This window comes from Streptomyces ferrugineus, from assembly GCF_015160855.1.
Taxonomy (GTDB): Bacteria; Actinomycetota; Actinomycetes; order Streptomycetales; family Streptomycetaceae; genus Streptomyces; species Streptomyces ferrugineus.
In genome coordinates, this window is the sequence record NZ_CP063373.1 from 5,153,822 (window position 1) to 5,171,644 (window position 17,823).

A 17,823-nucleotide genomic window follows, 5' to 3' on the forward strand; every position below is an offset into this window, starting at 1 on the left:
GCTCGCACGCCGGAGAGGGAGCTCCGCATGGAACGCAACCTGTACACCTCGGACCATGAGGCCTTCCGTGACAGCGTCCGGAAGTTCGTCGAGCGGGAGGTCGCGCCGCGTCTGAGGGAATGGGAGGAGCAACGGCTGGTCGACCGCCGGTTGTGGCAGGTGGCCGCCCGCCAGGGCATCATCGGGCTGGCCGTGCCCGAGGAGCACGGCGGAGGCGACGAGCGCGACATCCGCTTCCGCGCCGTGGTGATGGAGGAACTGGCGGCGATCGGCGCGGCCTCGGTGCAACTGGGCCTCAGCCTCACCGAGGACATCGCGATGCCGTACTTCCTCGACCTCACTACCGAGGAGCAGAAACGACGCTGGCTGCCAGGGCTCGCCGCCGGGGAGCTGATCTCCGCCATCGCCATGACCGAGCCCGAGGCGGGCAGCGACCTGCAGGGCATGCGCACCACCGCCGTGCGCGAGGGCGATCACTGGCTGCTCAACGGTGCCAAGACCTTCATCACCAACGGGATCCAGGCCGACCTGGTCGTCGTCGCCGTACGCACCGACCCGTCCGCCGGGTCGAAAGGGATCAGCCTCTTCGTGGTGGAACGGGACACTCCCGGATTCGCCCGTGGCCGGAAGCTGGAGAAGATCGGCCTGCACGGTCAGGACACCGCGGAGTTGTTCTTCCGCGACGCCCGGGTGCCCGCCGCGAACCTGCTCGGCGAACTGGGTGGCGGGCTTCGCAGTCTGATCCGGTGCCTGCCGCGGGAGCGCCTCGCCATCGCGATGAGCGCACAGGCCGCCGCGGAAGCCGCCTTCGGCTGGACCCTGGAGTACGTGCGGGAGCGCAAGGCCTTCGGCCAGCCGATCGCCTCCTTCCAGAACACCGCCTTCACCCTCGCCGAACTGCGCACCGCACTGGACGTCAGCCAGGCGTTCATCGACCGGGCGATGCTCGCCCTCAACGACGGTCGGCTCACCGTGGAGGACGCGGCCAAGGCGAAGTGGTGGGCCACCGAATTGCAGCAGCGGGTCACCGACCGCGGTCTGCAACTCCACGGCGGCTACGGCTACATGACGGAGTACCCGATCGCCCGCGCCTTCCTCGACGGCAGAGTGCAGTCCATCTACGGCGGCACCAACGAGATCATGAAGGAGATCATCGGCAGACAGCTGATCCGGCCGAGCTGAACCGGCCGGACGGATGACGAGGTTCCCTCCACCTCGCCCGCATTTATCGATCGTTGACCAATCTGACGCCTGGAAGGCACCATGACCGCACCACAGCCCAGCGACGACGCCCCCGCAGCGGTACTGGAGCGGCACGGCCACACCGCGCTGATCACCCTCAACCGCCCCAGGGCACTGAACGCGGTCAACGCGGAGCTTTCCGCAGCCGCAGGCGCCGCCCTGAAGGAGTTCGCCGCCGACTCCACCCTGCGGGTCGCCGTGCTGACCGGAGCGGGCCGCGCGTTCTGCGCCGGCATGGACCTCAAGGCGGCCGCCGCGGGCCTTCCGGTCATGGCGCCCGGCAACGAGGAGTGGGGATTCGGAGGTGTGGTGAGCCACTGGGTGGACAAACCTCTGATCGCGGCGGTCAACGGCCACGCGCTGGGCGGAGGCGCCGAGATCGTGCTGGCCTGTGATCTCGCTGTCGCTGACGAGAACGCGGTGATCGGGCTTCCGGAGGTGCGGCGGGGTCTCATCCCGGGGGCCGCCGGGGCCGTTCGGCTGCCGCGCCTCATCCCCCGGAACGCGGCACTGGAAATGCTCCTCACCGGCGAGCCGATCACCGCGGCGACCGCCGCCCGATGGGGCCTGGTCAACAGAGTGGCACCCGCCGGCAAGTCCGTGGAGGTCGCCCTGGAACTGGCCGAGGCCATCGCCGCTGGCGCACCACTGGCACTCGGCGCCGTCAAGCGCCTCGTCCACGCCTCCCCCGATCTTGGATCGGACTGGGAGTCGAAGGCCTGGGCGGAGAACGACCGCGAATGGCAGGGGGTCAGCGCCAGCGCGGACGCTCTGGAAGGCCCGCGGGCCTTCGTCGAGAAACGCCCGCCACGCTGGACCGGACGCTGAGTGCTGTGGCCGGCGGCTTCTCCGGCCCGGACCAGGCCGCCGACGACGAATCCCGCCGCCTTGTAGGCTCCGCTGTGAAGAAGACCGGCCGGCCTGCACGACGCCAGGCTACGAAGGAGAGGTACGTGGCACGGCAGACGTCCCGGACGAAGCAGTCGGACCGGGCGCGACGCGAGGACCTCGAACTCGGCTTCGAGCCGGATCCGGGAGCCGACTGGCGACACTTCGAAGAGCTGAAGCTCTCCCCCTTCCTCGAAGCGGCCCTTGAGGAGTTCGGAGCTCATGGCTACCACGGCGGCTCCGTACGTGCCATCGCCAACCGCGTCGGCGTGACCCTGCCCACCCTGTATTACCACCACGGCAGCAAGCAGGATCTGCTCGTCACCCTCCTCATGGGATCAATGCACGACATCCTGGTCCGTTGCCGACACGCCCTGACCGAGGCCGGCGACCGGCCGGAGGACCAGGTCGCGCACATCGTGGAGTGCTTCACCCTGTACATGGCGCATCGGCGGCGCCTGGCGTTCCTCGACGGGGAGGTCCGCAATCTCGAACCCGAGAACCGCGAGCGATACATCGCGCAGCGCAACGAGCTCTCCGTAATGGTGCGACGCATCGTCGACGACGGCATCAAGGACGGCGTGTTCCATACGCCCTACCCGGCGGAGGCTGTCCGCGCCGTCGTCTCGATGTGCCAGGCCGTCGCCGTCTGGTACCGGCCGCAGGGCCCGCTGAGCGAAGCCGAGGTCGCACAGCGCTACGTCACGCTCGCCCTGGACGCCCTCGTGCTCCGTACTCGCGGAACGTAGCGCCGGGAGCGGTAGACCGCCAAACGTGCTGCCACCTGGTACCCAGCGCCTACGCGTCCGTGTCGCCCCAGACGGCAGCAAGGTCGACACCGAGTTTCTGCACAGCCCTGATCGGCTGCTCCGCCCAGATGGTCTTTCCGTTCTGGTGGTAGCGACTGCCCCATCGCTTGGTGAGCTGAGCCACGAGGAACAGCCCCCGCCCTCCTTCGTCACCGGCTCGCGCGCGACGCAAGCGGGGCTGGGTGTTGCTCCGGTCCGTGACCTCACAGACCAACGTGCTGTCGTCATGGAAAAGGCGGACACCGACCGTTCCGCCTGCATAGCGAATCGCGTTAGTGACCAGTTCACTGACGATCAGTTCTGTGGTGAAAGCGATTTCGTCGAGCCCCCATGCCGAGAGTTGTCGGGCGATGTCCCTGCGTGCGTCGGACACGACGGCCGGATCATCGGGAAACTGCCATTCGGCCGCGTGGGACACCGGAAGCCGGTGGATACGGGCCAGGAGAAGCGCCATGTCGTCTCGGGACGCCGGCTCAGCAGCCCCGGCCATGATGGCGTGGCCGATGTCTTGCAGCGCCCGAGCATCGCGGCAGAGCGTAGAAAGGGTGTCCAGGAGTTCCCGGGCTCCTTGTACGGCATCTCGGTCACGCCGTTCCACCAGGCCGTCGGTGTACAGGGCGAGCAGGCTGCCGGGTTCCAGGGTGACCGTGGTGGTGTCGAAGGGCATGCCGCCTACGCCGAGAGGCGGCCCCGGGGAGACGTCGATCAGACGACCTGTGCCAGCGGGCTCGATCACCACGGGTGGCAGATGACCTGCGCTGGCCAGGGAGCAGCTGCCGGTGACGGGGTCGTAGAGCGCGTAGAGGCAGGTGCCGCCAACTGTGTCCTGATCCTGGGGGTCGGCCTCCTCAGCGAGTTGTTGGACAAGGTCGTCCATGCGCATGAGCAGCTCACCCGGCTCCAGCTCCAGGTCGGCCAGCGTCCGCATGGCGGCCCGGAGACGCCCCATGGTGGCCGCGGCGTGCAGACCGTGGCCGATGACATCCCCCACGACGAAAGCCACACGCAACGACGGCAACGGGATGACGTCGAACCAGTCGCCGCTGATGTCCGCGGCGCCGCCCGCGGGGGCGTAGCTGCCAGCCGACTCGGCCGCCGTATTGCTCACGGTGGGGCGGGGAAGCAGGCGCTGCTGCAGTGCGACCGCCGCCCGGTGCTCGCGTGTGAAGCGGCGGGCGTTGTCCACGCACAGTGCTGCCCGCGAGACGATCTCCGCCAGCAGGTCCGCGTCCTCCTGCTCGAAAGGCTCGGGCCGCTCAGTGCGCCACAGCGCGACCGAGCCGAGCAGGAAGCCGCGCGCGAACAGTGGGCCGGCAATCACCGAGTGCCCGTGTTCAGGGACGAACAGCGGGACCAGCGCCGGGTCCCCGAGCCGGCCGACCTTCTCCCGATCGGACAGCCTGAAGACCTTGCCTTGCTGCAGGGTCCGCATGAGGGGCAGGTCCGGGAAAGGAGGCACCGCCGCGCCCGGCTGAAGGAGCGCATGCGGCCAGGAGCCGGCTGCCGAGGCGACCGCAGCCCGGCGCAAGTGCAGTTGTCCCCCGCCGAAGATCTTGGGAGGCTCGTTCCCGTCGAGCACGGCCTCAGCCAGCTCCACCCACCCCACGTCCCCGAGTGCCGGGACGAGGACGTCCACGAGGTCCTGGGCGGTGCGCGTGACATCCAGAGAGTCACCGAGACGAGCCGACGCCTCGTGGCTGATCTCCATACGACGCCGCGCTCGCTGCTCCTCGGTGCGATCGGTATAGACCGCCGCGACCCCTGTCGGGCGTTCGCACTCGTCCTCCAGCCGGAAGGCAGACAGGGACAGGTGTCGCTTCCTCCCGGACGCGTCAGACGAACCCATCCGCAATTCTCCGGCCACAAGTGGCATCCCGGTGACGAGTACCGGACGCAGGTGGTCCGCGATCTCCTGAAGCAGCGCACGGCCATGCATTCCGGCGGTGGCATTGGTACGTACGACCTTCAGTTCCGTGTCGTAGAGGGCGACCCCGAAATGGGACTGGGCGAGCAGGGCGCACAAGAAGGACCAGCCCTGCCCGCGTTCGCCTCCATCACGCCCAGGACCCGCCACAAGCACGATCTCAGAGGAACCGTCCAGGCGCACCGCGTCCACCGTGAGCGCGACCGGTCGGCCTGACCGGTGCCGAAAGACGACGTGCTCCGACGAAGCGAGCATGGAATCACCCCATGCGTCCACACGGCTTCCCTGCGAGGGGTCAGCGAGCAGCTTCGCCATCGGCTGCCCACAGACCTCGCCGGCCGCGTGCCCCAGCAATTGCGCGGCTGCCTGAGACCATCCCTGCACGGTTCCCGCATGATCGAGCAGGATGACCACGATCTCGTCGGCCGAAACACTTGCCTCGTCGCGTTCGCTCGGGACTGTCATGAGCCACCTCACCAGTGGCCCCATGCTCTGGGCCACACTCCATTATGGTGAGCCTGGGCCAGAGAGCGCTTTTACGAGACCCCATCCCGCGGCATCGCTGCTCCACCGCCCCCTGCTGCACCACCTTGTGGCAACGATCATGAAATGCAGACCGGAGGGGGACGCCATCAGCGGCCGGTCGGACGGGGTCCCGTTCCGCGCCACTCCCAGATCGTGGGCTCAGCGATACGTACCGTCCGCGATGGAGAGGCGTCGACCACCTGACCGGTGCCGGACGGCTCGCGCTCTCGCATGCACCAAGGACGCGTATGCCCAGGTGGACAGAGCCGCGTCGAAGCCGCCGACGAGGTTGTGGGGGCGGCGGTGGGGCAGCGGGGCGATGGGTGGTCATCCACGCCGCAGATAACGCGGCGACGCACTCGGTAACCTTGCCGTTCGTGCCATGCGACGGTGCGTGAGCCAGGCGGTCGACTCGCCCGCGGGTGAGATCGCCGTAGGAGCTGTTGCCGCGCGGTTGTGCTCCCGATGAGAGGGCGAGCCGGCGCACGGATGTCGACCGGTGCTTCCTCGGCAACGTTCCCGGGGCCGGTCCGCACCTCGGCATGGTCCGCGTCGCAGCTGCCTGCTTCAGCCCTCCGATCGGCATGTCCCAAACCTCGGGGCGAGGTCGGGGTACGGCGACGAGACGGTTTACCGGGGGGCCATGCGGATGGCGCCGTCGAGGCGGATGGTCTCGCCGTTGAGCATGGGGTTGGCGACGATGTGGGCGGCCAGTGCCGCGTACTCGCTCGGGTCGCCCAGACGCGCAGGGTGCGGGACCTGGGCCCCCAGCGACGCGACGGCCTCTTTGGGAAGGGTGTCGAACAGGGGGGTGTGGAACAGGCCCGGGGCGATGGTCACCACGCGGATGGCGAGGCTCGCCAGGTCACGGGCGATCGGGAGGGTCATGCCGACGATGCCGCCCTTGGAGGCTGAGTAGGCGGCCTGGCCGATCTGGCCGTCGAAGGCGGCGACGGACGCGGTGTTGACGATGACGCCGCGCTCCTCGCCGAGCGGTTCGGCCCGCCCGATCCGCTCGGCGGCGAGCCGGATGACGTTGAACGTGCCGATCAGGTTGACCTGGACGATCTTGGTGAATGTGTCGAGCGGGTGCGCGCCCGTCTTGCCGACCGTCTTGGCGGCGGGTCCGATTCCCGCGCAGTTGACAGCGGCCCGGAGGGTTCCCAGTGACTGCGCGAGGTCGAGGGCGGCGGACACGTCCTCCTCGCTGGTGACGTCGGCCGGGGCGAAGGCCACCTGGTCGCCGAGTTCCTCGGCGACTGCCTTGCCCTTGGAAGACGGCAGGTCGACGATGACGACCGTGGCTCCCGCCTCGACAAGTTTCCGCACGGTCGCCAGACCGAGGCCGGAGGCCCCTCCGGTGACGAGGGCGACGCTGCCTGCGATGTCCATGTGTTCTCCTAACTTTTCGTTGGTGGGCCGTCAGATGCGTTCGATGAGCGTGGCGTTGGCCATACCGCCGCCCTCGCACATCGTCTGCAGGCCGTAGCGTCCGCCGGTTGCCTGCAGGTGGTGCACCAGCGTGGTGAGCAGCCGGGCGCCGGACGCGCCCAGTGGGTGGCCCAGCGCGATGGCGCCACCGCGGGGGTTGAGCCGCTCGGGGTCGGCGCCCAGTTCCCGCTGCCAGAGCAGGGGGACGGGCGCGAAGGCCTCGTTGACCTCGTACGCGTCGATGTCGTCGATGACCAGGCCCGCACGGGCCAGAACCTTCTGGCTGGCCGGGACGACACCTGTGAGCATCAGCAAAGGGTCGCTGCCCGTGACGGCGAAGGAATGGAAGCGGGCCAGAGGTCGCAGACCGAGCGCGGCGGCCCTTTCCTCGCTCATGATCAGGACGGCGGACGCGCCATCGGTCAGCGGCGAAGAGTTGCCCGGCGTGATCCGCCAGTCCTCGATCTCCGCAAAGCGCCGGGCGATCATCTCGTCCGCGAACGACGGCCGCAGCGCGGCCAAGCCGGCCGCGTCCGTCCCCGGCCGGACCGTCTCGTCCACGGTGAGGGCGCTCCCCTCCGGACCGGTGACCGGCACGATCTCCTTCTCGAAGGCCCCGGACTCCGCTGCCGCCGTCGCTCGCGCGTGCGATCGCGCGGCATACGCGTCAAGAGCGTCGCGGTCGAACTTCCAGCGTGCGGCGATGAGTTCGGCTGCCACGCCCTGGTTGACCAGCCCGTCGGGGTAGCGTGCGGCGAGTCCGGGGCCGAATGGCTCCCGGCCCTGGAGCGCGGAGCCCATCGGCACCCGGCTCATGGACTCCACCCCGCACGCGATCACCACGTCGTAGGCACCGGCGATCACGCCCTGTGCGGCGAAACTCGCGGCCTGCTGGCTCGATCCGCACTGCCGGTCGATGGTCGTCGCCGGGACCGACTCGGGAAATCCCGCGCCAAGGACCGCGCTGCGCGCGATGTTCATCGCCTGCTCGCCGGCCTGCCCGACACAGCCGGCGATCACGTCGTCGACCAGGACGGGGTCGAGATCGTTGCGTGCGACCAGAGCGCGCAGAACTCCCGACAGCAACTCGGTCGGGTGGATCCCGGACAGCTGCCCGCCCGGCTTGCCCCTGCCGGACGGGGTGCGTACGGCGTCCACGATGACGGCGTCGGTCATGTTCTGCCCCTCCACTGCTGTGCAACCCAGATCGAATATATCGATCGATAGATATTGCATCCTAGGAGCGCCGCGCTTCCCCCATCAAGACTCTTGACGCGATACCGCCCGGGACCTAGGGTCCCGATCTATCGATCGATAGATTTCATGGGAGCCGCCATGAAAATCCGAGCCCGCCGCCCTCAGGGGCGCTACTCCGTCTCCAGCGTGCCGGGCATCATCCACACCTCCGCGCCACTCCCCGTCAACGCCAAACAGGCGCTGAGGCGCAGCTGAAGCCGATCCTGTAACGGCTGGTCCTGCGCGAAGCAGAGCGGCCTTGGTCGGCCCGGAAGAGTCAGAGTTCACCGACCCTGCCGCGGCGGTCCCCGCCGCGCTCTCCCCCTCCTGGAGATGACAGTGCCGTCAAATCCCCGTACGGCGGCCCCCGAGGCCGTTCCACTCCACCGTTCAGCCCGCGCGTCTTTTGCCGCGGCCATCGCGACCTCTCTCGAGTGGTACGACTTCTTCATCTACTCCACCGCTGCCGCGCTGGTCTTCAACACGACGTTCTTCGCGACCGACAACGCTGTTGTCTCCGCTCTCAATTCCTTCGCCACCGTGGCGGTGGGCTTCATCGCCCGGCCCATCGGTGGCGTCGTGGCGGGCGCGCTGGGCGACAAGCACGGACGTAAGCCCGTGCTTGTCGGCGCCATGATCCTCATGGCGGTGGCTACCACGTTGATCGGCTTCGTGCCGAACTCCGAGGTGGTATGGCTTGCGCCGACACTGCTGATCGCCCTGCGCCTGTGCCAGGGGCTGGCCGTCGGGGCGCAGTGGAGCAGCGCGGTCCTGGTGGCAACGGAGAACGCGCCCGCGCACCTACGCGGCTTCTTCGGCAGTTTCGCCCAGCTCGGCGTCCCGATCGGAGCGGTGCTCGGCAATGTGGTGTTTCTGATCGCCACCGCGGCCTCCTCGCCGGAAGCCTTCGTCGACTGGGTGTGGCGTATCCCCTTCTGGATCAGTCTGATCATGCTCCCGATCGCCTTCGCCATCCACCGCTTCCTCGAGGAGACCCCCGAGTTCAAGGCGGTCGCGGCGAGAGCCGCCGAACAGCCCCAGGTCCAGCGCTCCGGGTTCCTTGAGGTCGTCCGTCACAACCCGGGCGCGATCCTGGCCGCGGCCGGCGCCAACACCGTAGGCGTAGTGCTTTTCCAGGTGACGGTCGCCGGCTCGGTGCAGTTCGTGACCACCTACCTTGAGGTCACTCGTACCGCGGCTCTGACCTGGGTTCTGATCACGTGCACCCTCATGATGCCGTTGGTGCCGTTCTTCGGCTGGCTGTCGGACCGCTTCGGCCGCAAGCTGGTCTTCGGGCTGGGGGCCGCCGCGATGCTGGTCTGGGGAGTACCGATGTGGCTACTCATCCCCGCGTCGGGGCCCGACCAGATCTGGCCGTTCGCCTTGGCCATCGTAGGCGCCGGTATCGCCATGTCACTGCAGACCGGTACTCAGGGCACGCTCATCGCCGAACTCTTCCCACCGGAGGTCCGTTCCTCGGGCGCCTCGCTCGGCTATCAGATCGCCGGGATCATCGGTGGCTTCGGGCCCTTCGTCACCGTTGCGCTGATCAACGGCAACACCGCGAACGCCTGGCGGGTCGGCGTACTCATCGCCGCTCTCGCCGCGGTCTCCCTGATCTGCCTGCAGCTGATCATTCGTCGCCGCTATCACTCGACACCCGGCCCCGCCGTGTCCGGCGAGGCTGAGGCCCTCTCGGCCCGCTGACCCTGGGAGCATCCATGCACACCGCTACGCTCTCGCCCGGGACCCCCTTCCCCGACGCCATGGCGCACACCGATCCCGCACGGCCGGCGTTCGTCATGGCCGACACCGGGCAGGTGGTGACCTACGGCGAGCTGGTCGAGTCGTCCCGGGCCATCGCGGCCCTGCTGTGGTCCCGCGGGCTTCGGCACGGCGACTGTGTCGCCATCCTGATGGAGAACACCGCCGATTACCTCCCGGTGGCATGGGCGGCACAACGATGCGGCCTGCGCTACGTCGGCCTGCCGACCCGGCTCGAACCCGCAGAGGCCGCCTACATTCTGCGCGACTCCCGCGCCCGTGCCCTCGTCACCAGCCCGGCCCACATCGAGCGGGCCACAGCCGCGCTGCAGGAAGCGCCCGGGGTCGAACTCCGGTTCAGCACCGGGCCCGCGGCTGACGGTTTCGAGGAACTGGCCGAGGCCAGGACGGCCGCCCCGCGAGTCGTGCCCGAGGAGCGGGAGGGCATCGACCTGCTCTATTCCTCGGGCACGACCGGCCGGCCCAAGGGCGTCGCGGCGAGCCTGCCACTGGCCCCGTTGGGCACCCCGCCCGGCGTCGCCACCCTGCTGCACGAGCGCTGGGGCCTCGACGAGAAGGCGGTCTACCTTTCGCCAGCGCCGCTGTACCACGCTGCTCCGCTGCGCTTCTGCATGACGGTGCACCGCTACGGCGGCACCGTCGTGATCATGGAGCGCTTCGACGCCGAGGCCGCACTCGAGCTCATCGAGCGCCATCGCGTGACCCACACCCAGATGGTGCCGACGATGCTCACCCGGATCCTCAAGCTGCCTGCGCAGGCACGCGCGCGACGGGACATGTCGTCCTTGCGGGTCCTCGTGCACGCGGCGGCACCGTGCCCGCCCGAAGCCAAGCGGTCCCTGATCGACTGGCTCGGGCCGATCGTGCACGAGTACTACTCGTCCACGGAGAACTACCTGTTCACCGCGATCGATTCCAAGGAGTGGCTCGCGCACCCGGGCTCGGTCGGGCGGGCGCTGGTCGGGCGGCCGCACATCCTCGACGAGATCGGCCAGGAGCTGCCCGCGGGTGAGACCGGGACGATCTGGTCCGAGGGCGGGTTGCCGTTCGAGTACCTCAACGACCCTGCCAAGACCGCCGAATCCCGCAACGACCGCGGCTGGACCACGGTCGGCGACCTCGGCCACCTCGACGCCGACGGCTACCTCTACCTCGCTGACCGCCGCGCCGACCTCGTCCTCTCCGGCGGGGTGAACATCTACCCCCAGGAAGCCGAGAACGTCCTGGTCGGGCACCCGGACGTGGCCGACGCCGCGGTCTTCGGCATTCCGCACGACGAGCTGGGCGAGGTCGTCCACGCCGTGGTCCAGCTCCGCCCGGGGTGCGAGCCGGGCCCGGAGGTGGCCGAGCAGCTCATCGGCTGGTGCCGGCAGCGCCTCTCGACGTACAAGTGCCCACGCGGCCTCGACTTCGCCGACCAGCTCCCGCGTTCACCCACGGGCAAGCTGTTCAAGCGCGAACTCAAGGAGCGATACCGATGAGTCCGGTGAGTGCGGAGTCGAGCTGCCCCGAGGCCGGGGCCAGGGTAGCTGTGGAACGGCACGGTCACGTCCTTGTCATCCGGATGCGGCGCCCGGCCAAGCGCAACGCCATCGACCCGGGCATGACCACGTCGCTGGATACGGCACTGAACGAACTCGACGACGATCCGGATCTCCGGTGCGGGATCCTCACCGGTGGCGAGCAGGTGTTCTCGGCCGGGACCGACCTTGCGGTGGGGGCCGGGGACCCGACGCCCCGTGGAGGGCCGTACGGAGTCGTCCGCAGGCAGCGCACCACTCCGCTGATCGCCGCGGTCGAGGGCGTCGCCTTCGGAGGCGGATTCGAGCTGGTCCTGGCCTGTGACATGGTCGTGGCGGGCCGGTCGGCCCGGTTCGCTCTGCCCGAGGTCTCCCGGGGCGTGGTGGCCACCTGCGGAGCATTGTTCCGGGCCTGGCGGCCACTGCCGCTGAATGTGGCCAAGCAGATGCTGCTGACCGGCCTGCCCCTGTCGGCCTCGCGAGCCCACCAACTCGGGCTGGTCAACGAGCTGGTGGACGACGGGCAGGCGGAGGCTGCGGCCCTCACGCTGGCGGAGCAGGTCTGTGCGAATTCCCCACTGTCGGTGACTGCGACCCTCACCGCGGTGGACCGGGTCGCCGGCGAGACGGACGAGTTCGGATGGGAGGTCACCCGGCATGCCATCGACACCGTCCTCGGCTCCGAGGACCAACGCGAGGGTGTGTCCGCCTTCCTGGAGAAACGAAGACCCCGCTGGCGAGGCCGCTAACCCTCGGAGACCTCCCAGGCCCCTCTCCCCCGCGCCCAACACCTGGACCCGAGCCCCCGCCCAAGGCCGGGCCCCGGACTCGCCCCTCGACATCGGAGGAACCTATGCGCCGCGTGATCTGCTCGGAATTCGGCGATCCGCCGGCCCTGCAGGTCCTGGAGGAGCCGACGCCGCAGCCGCGGCCCGGCGAGGTGCTCATCGAGGTGACGGCCGTCGGTGTCAGCTTCGTCGATGGACTCATCGTCCGCGGTGCCTACCAGGTCCGGCCGCCACTGCCGTTCACTCCGGGAACTTGCGTGGCGGGCCGCGTGGTCGCGGCCGGTGAGGGCGTCGGGAGCCCTCACGTCGGAACCGAGGTGGCGACGGTGCTGACCGATTTCGGCGGCTATGCCTCACACGTCACCGTGCCGGCCGGTGTCGTTGTCCCGCTGCCCGCCGGCGTGAGCGCCGACATCGCCGCGGCGGCCATGGAGAGCTACCTGACCGTGGTGTTCGCCACCACTCATCGCGTCACGATCGAGCCCGGAGAGCAGGTAGTCGTCCTCGGCGCCGGCGGCGGCATCGGCCAGGCCGCGATCGACGTGGCCCGCAGCCATGGTGCCCGTGTCGTCGCGGTGGCTTCCACGGAGGACAAGCGCACCGCAGCCAAGGCGGCCGGAGCCGAAGTGACAATCGGCTACGACCACCTCAAGGACGGCATCCGTGCCGCCACCGGCGGCGGCGCGGACATCGTCATCGACCCGGTCGGAGGGCCCGCGGCCGAAAGCGCGCTGCGGGCACTGGCGACCGGTGGGCGCCTGTGCGTACTCGGCTTCGCCTCCGGCGACATCCCCCGGCTCCCGGCGAACATCGTGCTGCTGCGCAACCGCTCGATCATCGGCGTCGACTGGGGCGACTGGTCACGTGCAGCCGGCGGAGCCCGCGGCAACGCGGCCCTCCTCGCCGACGTCCTGGCCAGGATCAGTCGTGGCGAGTTGCACCCTGCGCGGCCTTCGACCGCACCACTGGCCGACGCCGGCCGAGTGCTCCAGATGTTCGGCGAACGCCGAGCGGTAGGCAAGTACGTCCTGCACCCGTGATTACGGAAAGGCGTTGCATTTGAGTACCGCAGAGATCCGCGACACGTCCGGGGCGAACGGGCCCGCCGAGGCCAGCGAGTTCAAGGGGCTGCTCACGCGGCGATGGAGCTGTCGCGCCTACCTGCCGGACCAGGTCCCGGACGACGTCATCACCGAGATGTTCGCCATGGCGCAGCGCACAGCGTCCTGGTGCAACACCCAGCCCTGGCACGTCTATCTGACCAAGGGAGAGGCGACCCGGCGTCTGGCCCAGAGCCTGACCGAGCACGCCCGCACCCACCAGCAGGTCTCCGATCTCGAGGCACCGGCTCAGTACCGCGGTGTGTACCGGGAGCGCCGCCGGGAGGCGGGATACGCGCTCTACACCAGCCTCAGGATCGAGAAGACCGACCTGGCGGCGCGCGAGGCACAACTGCTGAAGAACTTCGAGTTCTTCGGCGCCCCCCATGTCGCGGTCATCACCACCGACCGCGACCAGGGCGTGTACGGAGCAATCGACTGCGGCGGCTACGTCGCGAACCTGCTCAACGCCGCCACCTCACTCGGCATCGCGACCCTCCCGCAGGCCGCGATCGCCATGCACTCCGACCACGTCCGAAACCACTTCCGGATCCCGGAAGACCAACTGATCGTCTGCGCGGTCTCCTTCGGCTACCCCGACACCGACGATCCGGTCAACGGCTTCCGCACAACCCGCGCCGATATCGGCGAAACCGTCGTCGTGATCAACAACTGATCATCGGGCGGCCACCCTGCAGATTGGCCTGTTGCTCCGAACTGCTCGTATGCCCGCTCACCCCCGGGGCTCGGCATCTGACGGGAACGCCACAGCCGTCGCCCTGGGTAAGGGCCAGCGCGCCGCATCGGCGACCTGACAAACACTGCCGCGCACAGTCGAGTTCGTCGCCGAGCTGCCCGCGGCCCGACTCCTGAAAACTCCGCACCGACACCACCGTCCGACCGCATCACAGGAACGAGCAGAGCTGATGAAGCGCACCGTCTTCAACGAGGAGCACGAGGCCTTCCGGGCCGTGATCCGGGACTTCGTCGCAGGCGAGGTCGTGCCCCACTTCGCCGACTGGGAAGAGGCCGGTCTCCCGCCGCGCGAGTTGTTCCGCAGGCTGGGCGCGCTGGGCGTGACGGGGTTCGGGATCCCCGAGGAGTACGGCGGCCCCGGTGACCCCGGATACAAGTACCAGGCCGTCCTGAGCGAGGAGTGCGCCTACGCCGGCGTCATGCTCGGCCACTACGTGCTCAACACCGGCATCGTCCTGCCCTACCTGCTCAACTTGGCCGACGAGGAGCAGAAGAAGCGCTGGCTGCCCGGCATCGCCACCGGCGACATCATGCTGTGCATCGCCATGACCGAACCCGGCACCGGCTCCGACCTCGCCGGCATCCGCACCACCGCCACTCCGTCCGAGGACGGCACCCACTACATCCTGAACGGCTCCAAGACCTTCATCACCGGCGCCCGCAACTCCGAACTGTGCGTGGTCGTCGCCCGCACCTCGCCGGCCTCCGCGGACAGCCGCCGGGCCGGCCTGAGCCTGCTGGTCGTCCCCACTGACAGCGAGGGCTTCGCCTTCGGCCGCAAGCTGCAGAAGATCGGCCTGCGCTCGTCCGACACCAGCGAACTGTCCTTCACCGACGTCAAGGTGCCCGTGGAGAACCTGCTCGGCGAGGAGGGCCGGGGTTTTGAGTACCTGGGGCAGAACCTGGCACGCGAACGGCTGGCCATCGGCGCCGAAGCGATCGCCCGCGCCCGCGCCGCGATCACGTTCACCAAGGACTATGTGCGTGAACGCCAGGTCTTCGACCGACCGGTCGCCCACTTCCAGAACACCAAGTTCGTCCTCGCCGAGTGCGACACCGACGTGGCCGCCGCCGAGGCGCTGTGCGACCGGGCACTCGACCTGGAGGAGGCCGGCGAGCTCACCGCCGCCGATGCCGCCCGGGTCAAGCTGTGCGGCACCGAGGTCGCCGGCCGGGTCATCGACAAGTGCCTCCAACTCCACGGCGGCTACGGCTACATCCTGGAGTACCCGATCGCCCGGATGTACGCCGACACCCGCATCAACCGGATCTACGGCGGCACCAGCGAAGTCATGAAGTCGATCATCGCCAAGGACATGGGGTTGTAGCGGCAAGAACTGCTCCGCCTCCATGCCGTTCGGCATTCCCCTCGTCGCCCCGTCGTCACCCCAGACAGGGCGTCCTGGGCGAGCGGTCCGAGGTAGCCGCGTGAAGGACGTGGTCCTGCACTCGAAGCCCTGGCCTCCGCGAATCGGACCGGCGGGAAGCCGTCTCGATGCTCGGCGCGGTACCGTCTGGTCGCCGATTCGGCCGGCCTCGTCGGGTGTCTGGTCAGCCTGACCGTCGACGAGCCCGCCATCAGGGTCCGGGAATCCGCTCTGATCTGACCGGGCATGCCTGGCTTCGGTGCGCGGCCGCCGGAAGTGATGCGGCACGCGGGCGACGGCCGGACCAGGCCTACGCGTGGTCCCGCACAATGATCTTTCCGGTGTTCTTGCCGTGCAACATGCCCAGGAATGCGTCCACGATGTGCTCGAACCCGTCCACCACCGTCTGATCCAGCGCTAGTCGGCCGCTCTGCAGATGAGGGACCGCGAACTCATACAGCTCGTCCTGCAGGTCGCGGTAGTTGCTGACCAGGAAGCCCTCCATGCGCAGGCTCTTCTCCACGATGTCCGAGTAGTTGAAGTGCGGCGGAGGCGCGTCCGGGGTGTTGTAGCGGCTGATGGTGCCGATCCGGACGATGCGCCCGAACTCGCGCAGTGCGCCCACCGCGGCGGCCAGTTGTTCGCCGCCGACGTTGTCGACGAAGACGTCGATGCCGTCCGGTGCAGCCTTGGCGAGCAGGTCAGCGGCGAGGCCGTCGTGGTAGTCGAACGCCGCGTCGTAGCCCACCTCTCGGATCAGGTGGTCGGCCTTGGCCGCCGAGCCCGCGCTGCCGACGAGTCGCCCGGCGCCCAACAGCCGGGCGAACCGGCCGGTGGCGGTGCCGACGCCGCCGGCTGCGGCGGAGACGAAGAGGTCGTCGCCCTCGCGGAGCCGGGCGATGCGGGTGAGGCCCACGTAGGCGGTCAGTCCGGTGCCACCGAGGACGCTCAGGTAGGCCGTCAGGGGGACCCCGTCGAAGCGGGGGAGTTTGCGGATCTCCTCGGGTCGGACCACGGAGTGCGTGCGCCAGCCCTGCCGGTGGAACACGATCTCGCCCTCGGTCAGTTCCGGCGTCCGCGAGGCGACGACGCGCCCGAGAGTCCGGCCCTCGAGCGGTGTGTGGAGCGCGAAGCCGCCGGGCACGTCGTCCATCATCTCGCGGTGGTACGGGTCGACGGACCAGTAGAGGTTCTCCACGAGCGCGGTGCCGACCGCGGGATCGGGAATCGCGGACTCGACGAAGGCGAAGTCCTTGGTGGTGGGGAAGCCGTGGGGACGGGCGGTCTGCTGGACGGTGATCGCGTTCTCGGTCATGACGGGACCGTAGGACGGGAATGGCGCCCTCGGGCAGGCGGTTGGGCTCATGTGCCCCCCCGTTCCATGAACAGTTCTCATACCCTGAGGTGAGCACCCTGTGGCCCGCACGACCGACACCGATCTGGCTCCGCACGAACTGCGCATCCTAGTGGCGGTTGCGGACGCCGGCGGCTTCTCGGCCGGGGCCGAAGCACTCGGCCTGACACAGTCCGCGGTCTCCCACTCGGTCCGCGGCAGCGAGCGCAAGATCGGCGCCGTTCTGTTCGAACGCGGCCGCAGCGGTGCGAGACCCACTCCGGCGGGGGACAAGGCTGTGGCGCATGCGCGCCGTATCCTGCGGCTGCTGGACGTGCTCGTCGCCGAAGTGCGGGGAGCCGCCCGGTCCGAAGCAACGCAGTGGCCGGAGGGCCCGCTGCGGATCGCGGCCTTCCGCAGCACCGCGCTGCACCTGCTGCCGCCGGTCCTGCAGCGGCTGCGCGCGCGGTATCCCGAGATCGAGCCGCAGGTACGGATCGTCCGCGAGGTCGGGCGCGGCACGGCGGGCGAGGTGGCCGACGGGCGGGCGGATCTCGCCATTGCCACCCTGGACGGAACACACCTGCCAGCGGGGCTGGTGGCGAGCGGACTCTTCGAAGAGAGCTACTCCCTGGTCCATCCGGCCGGACACCCGGCTCCGCGCTCGCTGCCGCTGGTCGACTGGGCCGAGAACTGCGGCTCGTACACCCGCGCCTGGTGGGGCGCGCAGGACTGGATCCCGAGGGCCACGATCGAGGCCGAGGATGACGGAGCAGTGCTCTCGCTCGTGAGCGGGGGGCACGGAATGGCGATCATGCCCACGCTCTCCCTGGTCGGAGCACCGGATGCGATCGAGATCACTGATCTCGGTCCGGAGCGTCCGACGCGCCGTGTCGGCTATGTGACCACCCCGGAGCTCGCCGGCTCCGCCGTCGTGCGCGCTCTGGTGCGGGAGCTGCGGGCCGCCGGCTCCGCCATCTGACGAGCAGCGGGCAGCCAGTGCCCAAGGCCCTGCTGTCAGATCTGAACCCGTTCGATGAGAACACGGCCTTCCCCACCGAACTCGCGGTCGCCGCTTGACGTGTCAACAGCCTGAGGTGTCTATGCGGTCACAGCACG

The 17,823-nt window shown here is 69.2% G+C and carries 14 protein-coding genes; 10 read left to right on the plus strand and 4 right to left on the minus strand.

All coding sequences use genetic code 11. The features are described 5' to 3' along the window. The first annotated feature begins 27 nt into the window (after window positions 1–27). The 3 genes from IM697_RS23410 to IM697_RS23420 all read left to right on the plus strand — a co-directional run bounded on the left by IM697_RS23410 (window position 28) and on the right by IM697_RS23420 (window position 2,879). A complete protein-coding gene (locus IM697_RS23410) occupies window positions 28–1,182 on the plus strand; it encodes an acyl-CoA dehydrogenase family protein (protein ID WP_194037929.1) in 1,155 nt (384 codons plus the stop codon). Between the two features lie 81 nt (window positions 1,183–1,263). After that, window positions 1,264–2,070 carry a crotonase/enoyl-CoA hydratase family protein gene (locus IM697_RS23415; protein WP_194037931.1) on the plus strand — a complete coding sequence of 269 codons (807 nt, stop codon included), beginning with the start codon at window positions 1,264–1,266 and terminating at the stop codon, window positions 2,068–2,070. 125 nt (window positions 2,071–2,195) lie between these two features. Then, window positions 2,196–2,879 carry a TetR/AcrR family transcriptional regulator gene (locus tag IM697_RS23420; protein WP_228044125.1) on the plus strand — a complete coding sequence of 228 codons (684 nt, stop codon included), beginning with the start codon at window positions 2,196–2,198 and terminating at the stop codon, window positions 2,877–2,879. A 49-nt stretch (window positions 2,880–2,928) separates the two neighbouring features. Here IM697_RS23420 and IM697_RS23425 read toward each other — a convergent pair whose 3' ends face one another. The 3 genes from IM697_RS23425 to IM697_RS23435 form a co-directional block, all read right to left on the minus strand. Continuing rightward, window positions 2,929–5,328, minus strand: a complete 2,400-nt coding sequence (locus tag IM697_RS23425; protein ID WP_194037935.1) for a SpoIIE family protein phosphatase — start codon at window positions 5,326–5,328, stop codon at window positions 2,929–2,931. A 690-nt stretch (window positions 5,329–6,018) separates the two neighbouring features. Beyond that, complete coding sequence (locus tag IM697_RS23430) at window positions 6,019–6,780, minus strand: 3-hydroxyacyl-CoA dehydrogenase (RefSeq protein ID WP_194037937.1); 762 nt, start codon at window positions 6,778–6,780, stop codon at window positions 6,019–6,021. 30 nt (window positions 6,781–6,810) lie between these two features. Next, window positions 6,811–7,995 (minus strand): thiolase family protein, encoded by a 1,185-nt coding sequence (locus IM697_RS23435; RefSeq protein WP_194037939.1) that lies wholly within the window; start codon window positions 7,993–7,995, stop codon window positions 6,811–6,813. Between the two features lie 399 nt (window positions 7,996–8,394). On the opposite strand from IM697_RS23435, the gene IM697_RS23440 reads away from it, so the two are divergent. From IM697_RS23440 to IM697_RS23465, 6 genes are all read left to right on the plus strand, one after another. Further along, window positions 8,395–9,762: an MFS transporter gene (locus IM697_RS23440; RefSeq protein WP_228044126.1), complete on the plus strand. Its 1,368-nt coding sequence runs from the start codon at window positions 8,395–8,397 to the stop codon at window positions 9,760–9,762. A gap of 14 nt (window positions 9,763–9,776) precedes the next feature. Continuing rightward, a complete protein-coding gene (locus IM697_RS23445; protein ID WP_194037942.1) occupies window positions 9,777–11,321 on the plus strand; it encodes an AMP-binding protein in 1,545 nt (514 codons plus the stop codon). Beyond that, window positions 11,318–12,109, plus strand: a complete 792-nt coding sequence (locus IM697_RS23450; RefSeq protein WP_194037945.1) for an enoyl-CoA hydratase-related protein — start codon at window positions 11,318–11,320, stop codon at window positions 12,107–12,109. Before IM697_RS23445 ends, IM697_RS23450 begins: the two co-directional genes overlap by 4 nt. Window positions 12,110–12,222: 113 nt before the next feature. Continuing rightward, on the plus strand, window positions 12,223–13,188 hold the full coding sequence (locus tag IM697_RS23455; protein WP_228044127.1) for an NADPH:quinone oxidoreductase family protein: 966 nt from the start codon (window positions 12,223–12,225) through the stop codon (window positions 13,186–13,188). Window positions 13,189–13,207: 19 nt separating this feature from the next. After that, window positions 13,208–13,924: a nitroreductase gene (locus IM697_RS23460; RefSeq protein ID WP_228044128.1), complete on the plus strand. Its 717-nt coding sequence runs from the start codon at window positions 13,208–13,210 to the stop codon at window positions 13,922–13,924. A 250-nt stretch (window positions 13,925–14,174) separates the two neighbouring features. Continuing rightward, complete coding sequence (locus IM697_RS23465) at window positions 14,175–15,332, plus strand: acyl-CoA dehydrogenase family protein (protein ID WP_194037949.1); 1,158 nt, start codon at window positions 14,175–14,177, stop codon at window positions 15,330–15,332. A gap of 349 nt (window positions 15,333–15,681) precedes the next feature. On the opposite strand, the gene IM697_RS23470 is transcribed toward IM697_RS23465, so the two are convergent. Further along, window positions 15,682–16,686 carry an NADP-dependent oxidoreductase gene (locus IM697_RS23470; RefSeq protein WP_194037952.1) on the minus strand — a complete coding sequence of 335 codons (1,005 nt, stop codon included), beginning with the start codon at window positions 16,684–16,686 and terminating at the stop codon, window positions 15,682–15,684. 100 nt (window positions 16,687–16,786) lie between these two features. Here IM697_RS23470 and IM697_RS23475 point away from each other — a divergent pair, with 100 nt between their 5' ends. After that, window positions 16,787–17,686 carry a LysR family transcriptional regulator gene (locus IM697_RS23475; RefSeq protein WP_194037954.1) on the plus strand — a complete coding sequence of 300 codons (900 nt, stop codon included), beginning with the start codon at window positions 16,787–16,789 and terminating at the stop codon, window positions 17,684–17,686. Window positions 17,687–17,823 lie beyond the last annotated feature (137 nt).

Bases quoted from the DNA above. Each gene is read 5' to 3' on its own strand.
- IM697_RS23410 (WP_194037929.1), top strand. From the start codon at position 28: ATGGAACGCAACCTGTACACCTCGGACCATGAGGCCTTCCGTGACAGC.
- IM697_RS23415 (WP_194037931.1), top strand. From the start codon at position 1,264: ATGACCGCACCACAGCCCAGCGACGACGCCCCCGCAGCGGTACTGGAG.
- IM697_RS23425 (WP_194037935.1), bottom strand. From the start codon at position 5,328: ATGACAGTCCCGAGCGAACGCGACGAGGCAAGTGTTTCGGCCGACGAG.
- IM697_RS23430 (WP_194037937.1), bottom strand. From the start codon at position 6,780: ATGGACATCGCAGGCAGCGTCGCCCTCGTCACCGGAGGGGCCTCCGGC.
- IM697_RS23435 (WP_194037939.1), bottom strand. From the start codon at position 7,995: ATGACCGACGCCGTCATCGTGGACGCCGTACGCACCCCGTCCGGCAGG.
- IM697_RS23445 (WP_194037942.1), top strand. From the start codon at position 9,777: ATGCACACCGCTACGCTCTCGCCCGGGACCCCCTTCCCCGACGCCATG.
- IM697_RS23450 (WP_194037945.1), top strand. From the start codon at position 11,318: ATGAGTCCGGTGAGTGCGGAGTCGAGCTGCCCCGAGGCCGGGGCCAGG.
- IM697_RS23465 (WP_194037949.1), top strand. From the start codon at position 14,175: ATGAAGCGCACCGTCTTCAACGAGGAGCACGAGGCCTTCCGGGCCGTG.
- IM697_RS23470 (WP_194037952.1), bottom strand. From the start codon at position 16,686: ATGACCGAGAACGCGATCACCGTCCAGCAGACCGCCCGTCCCCACGGC.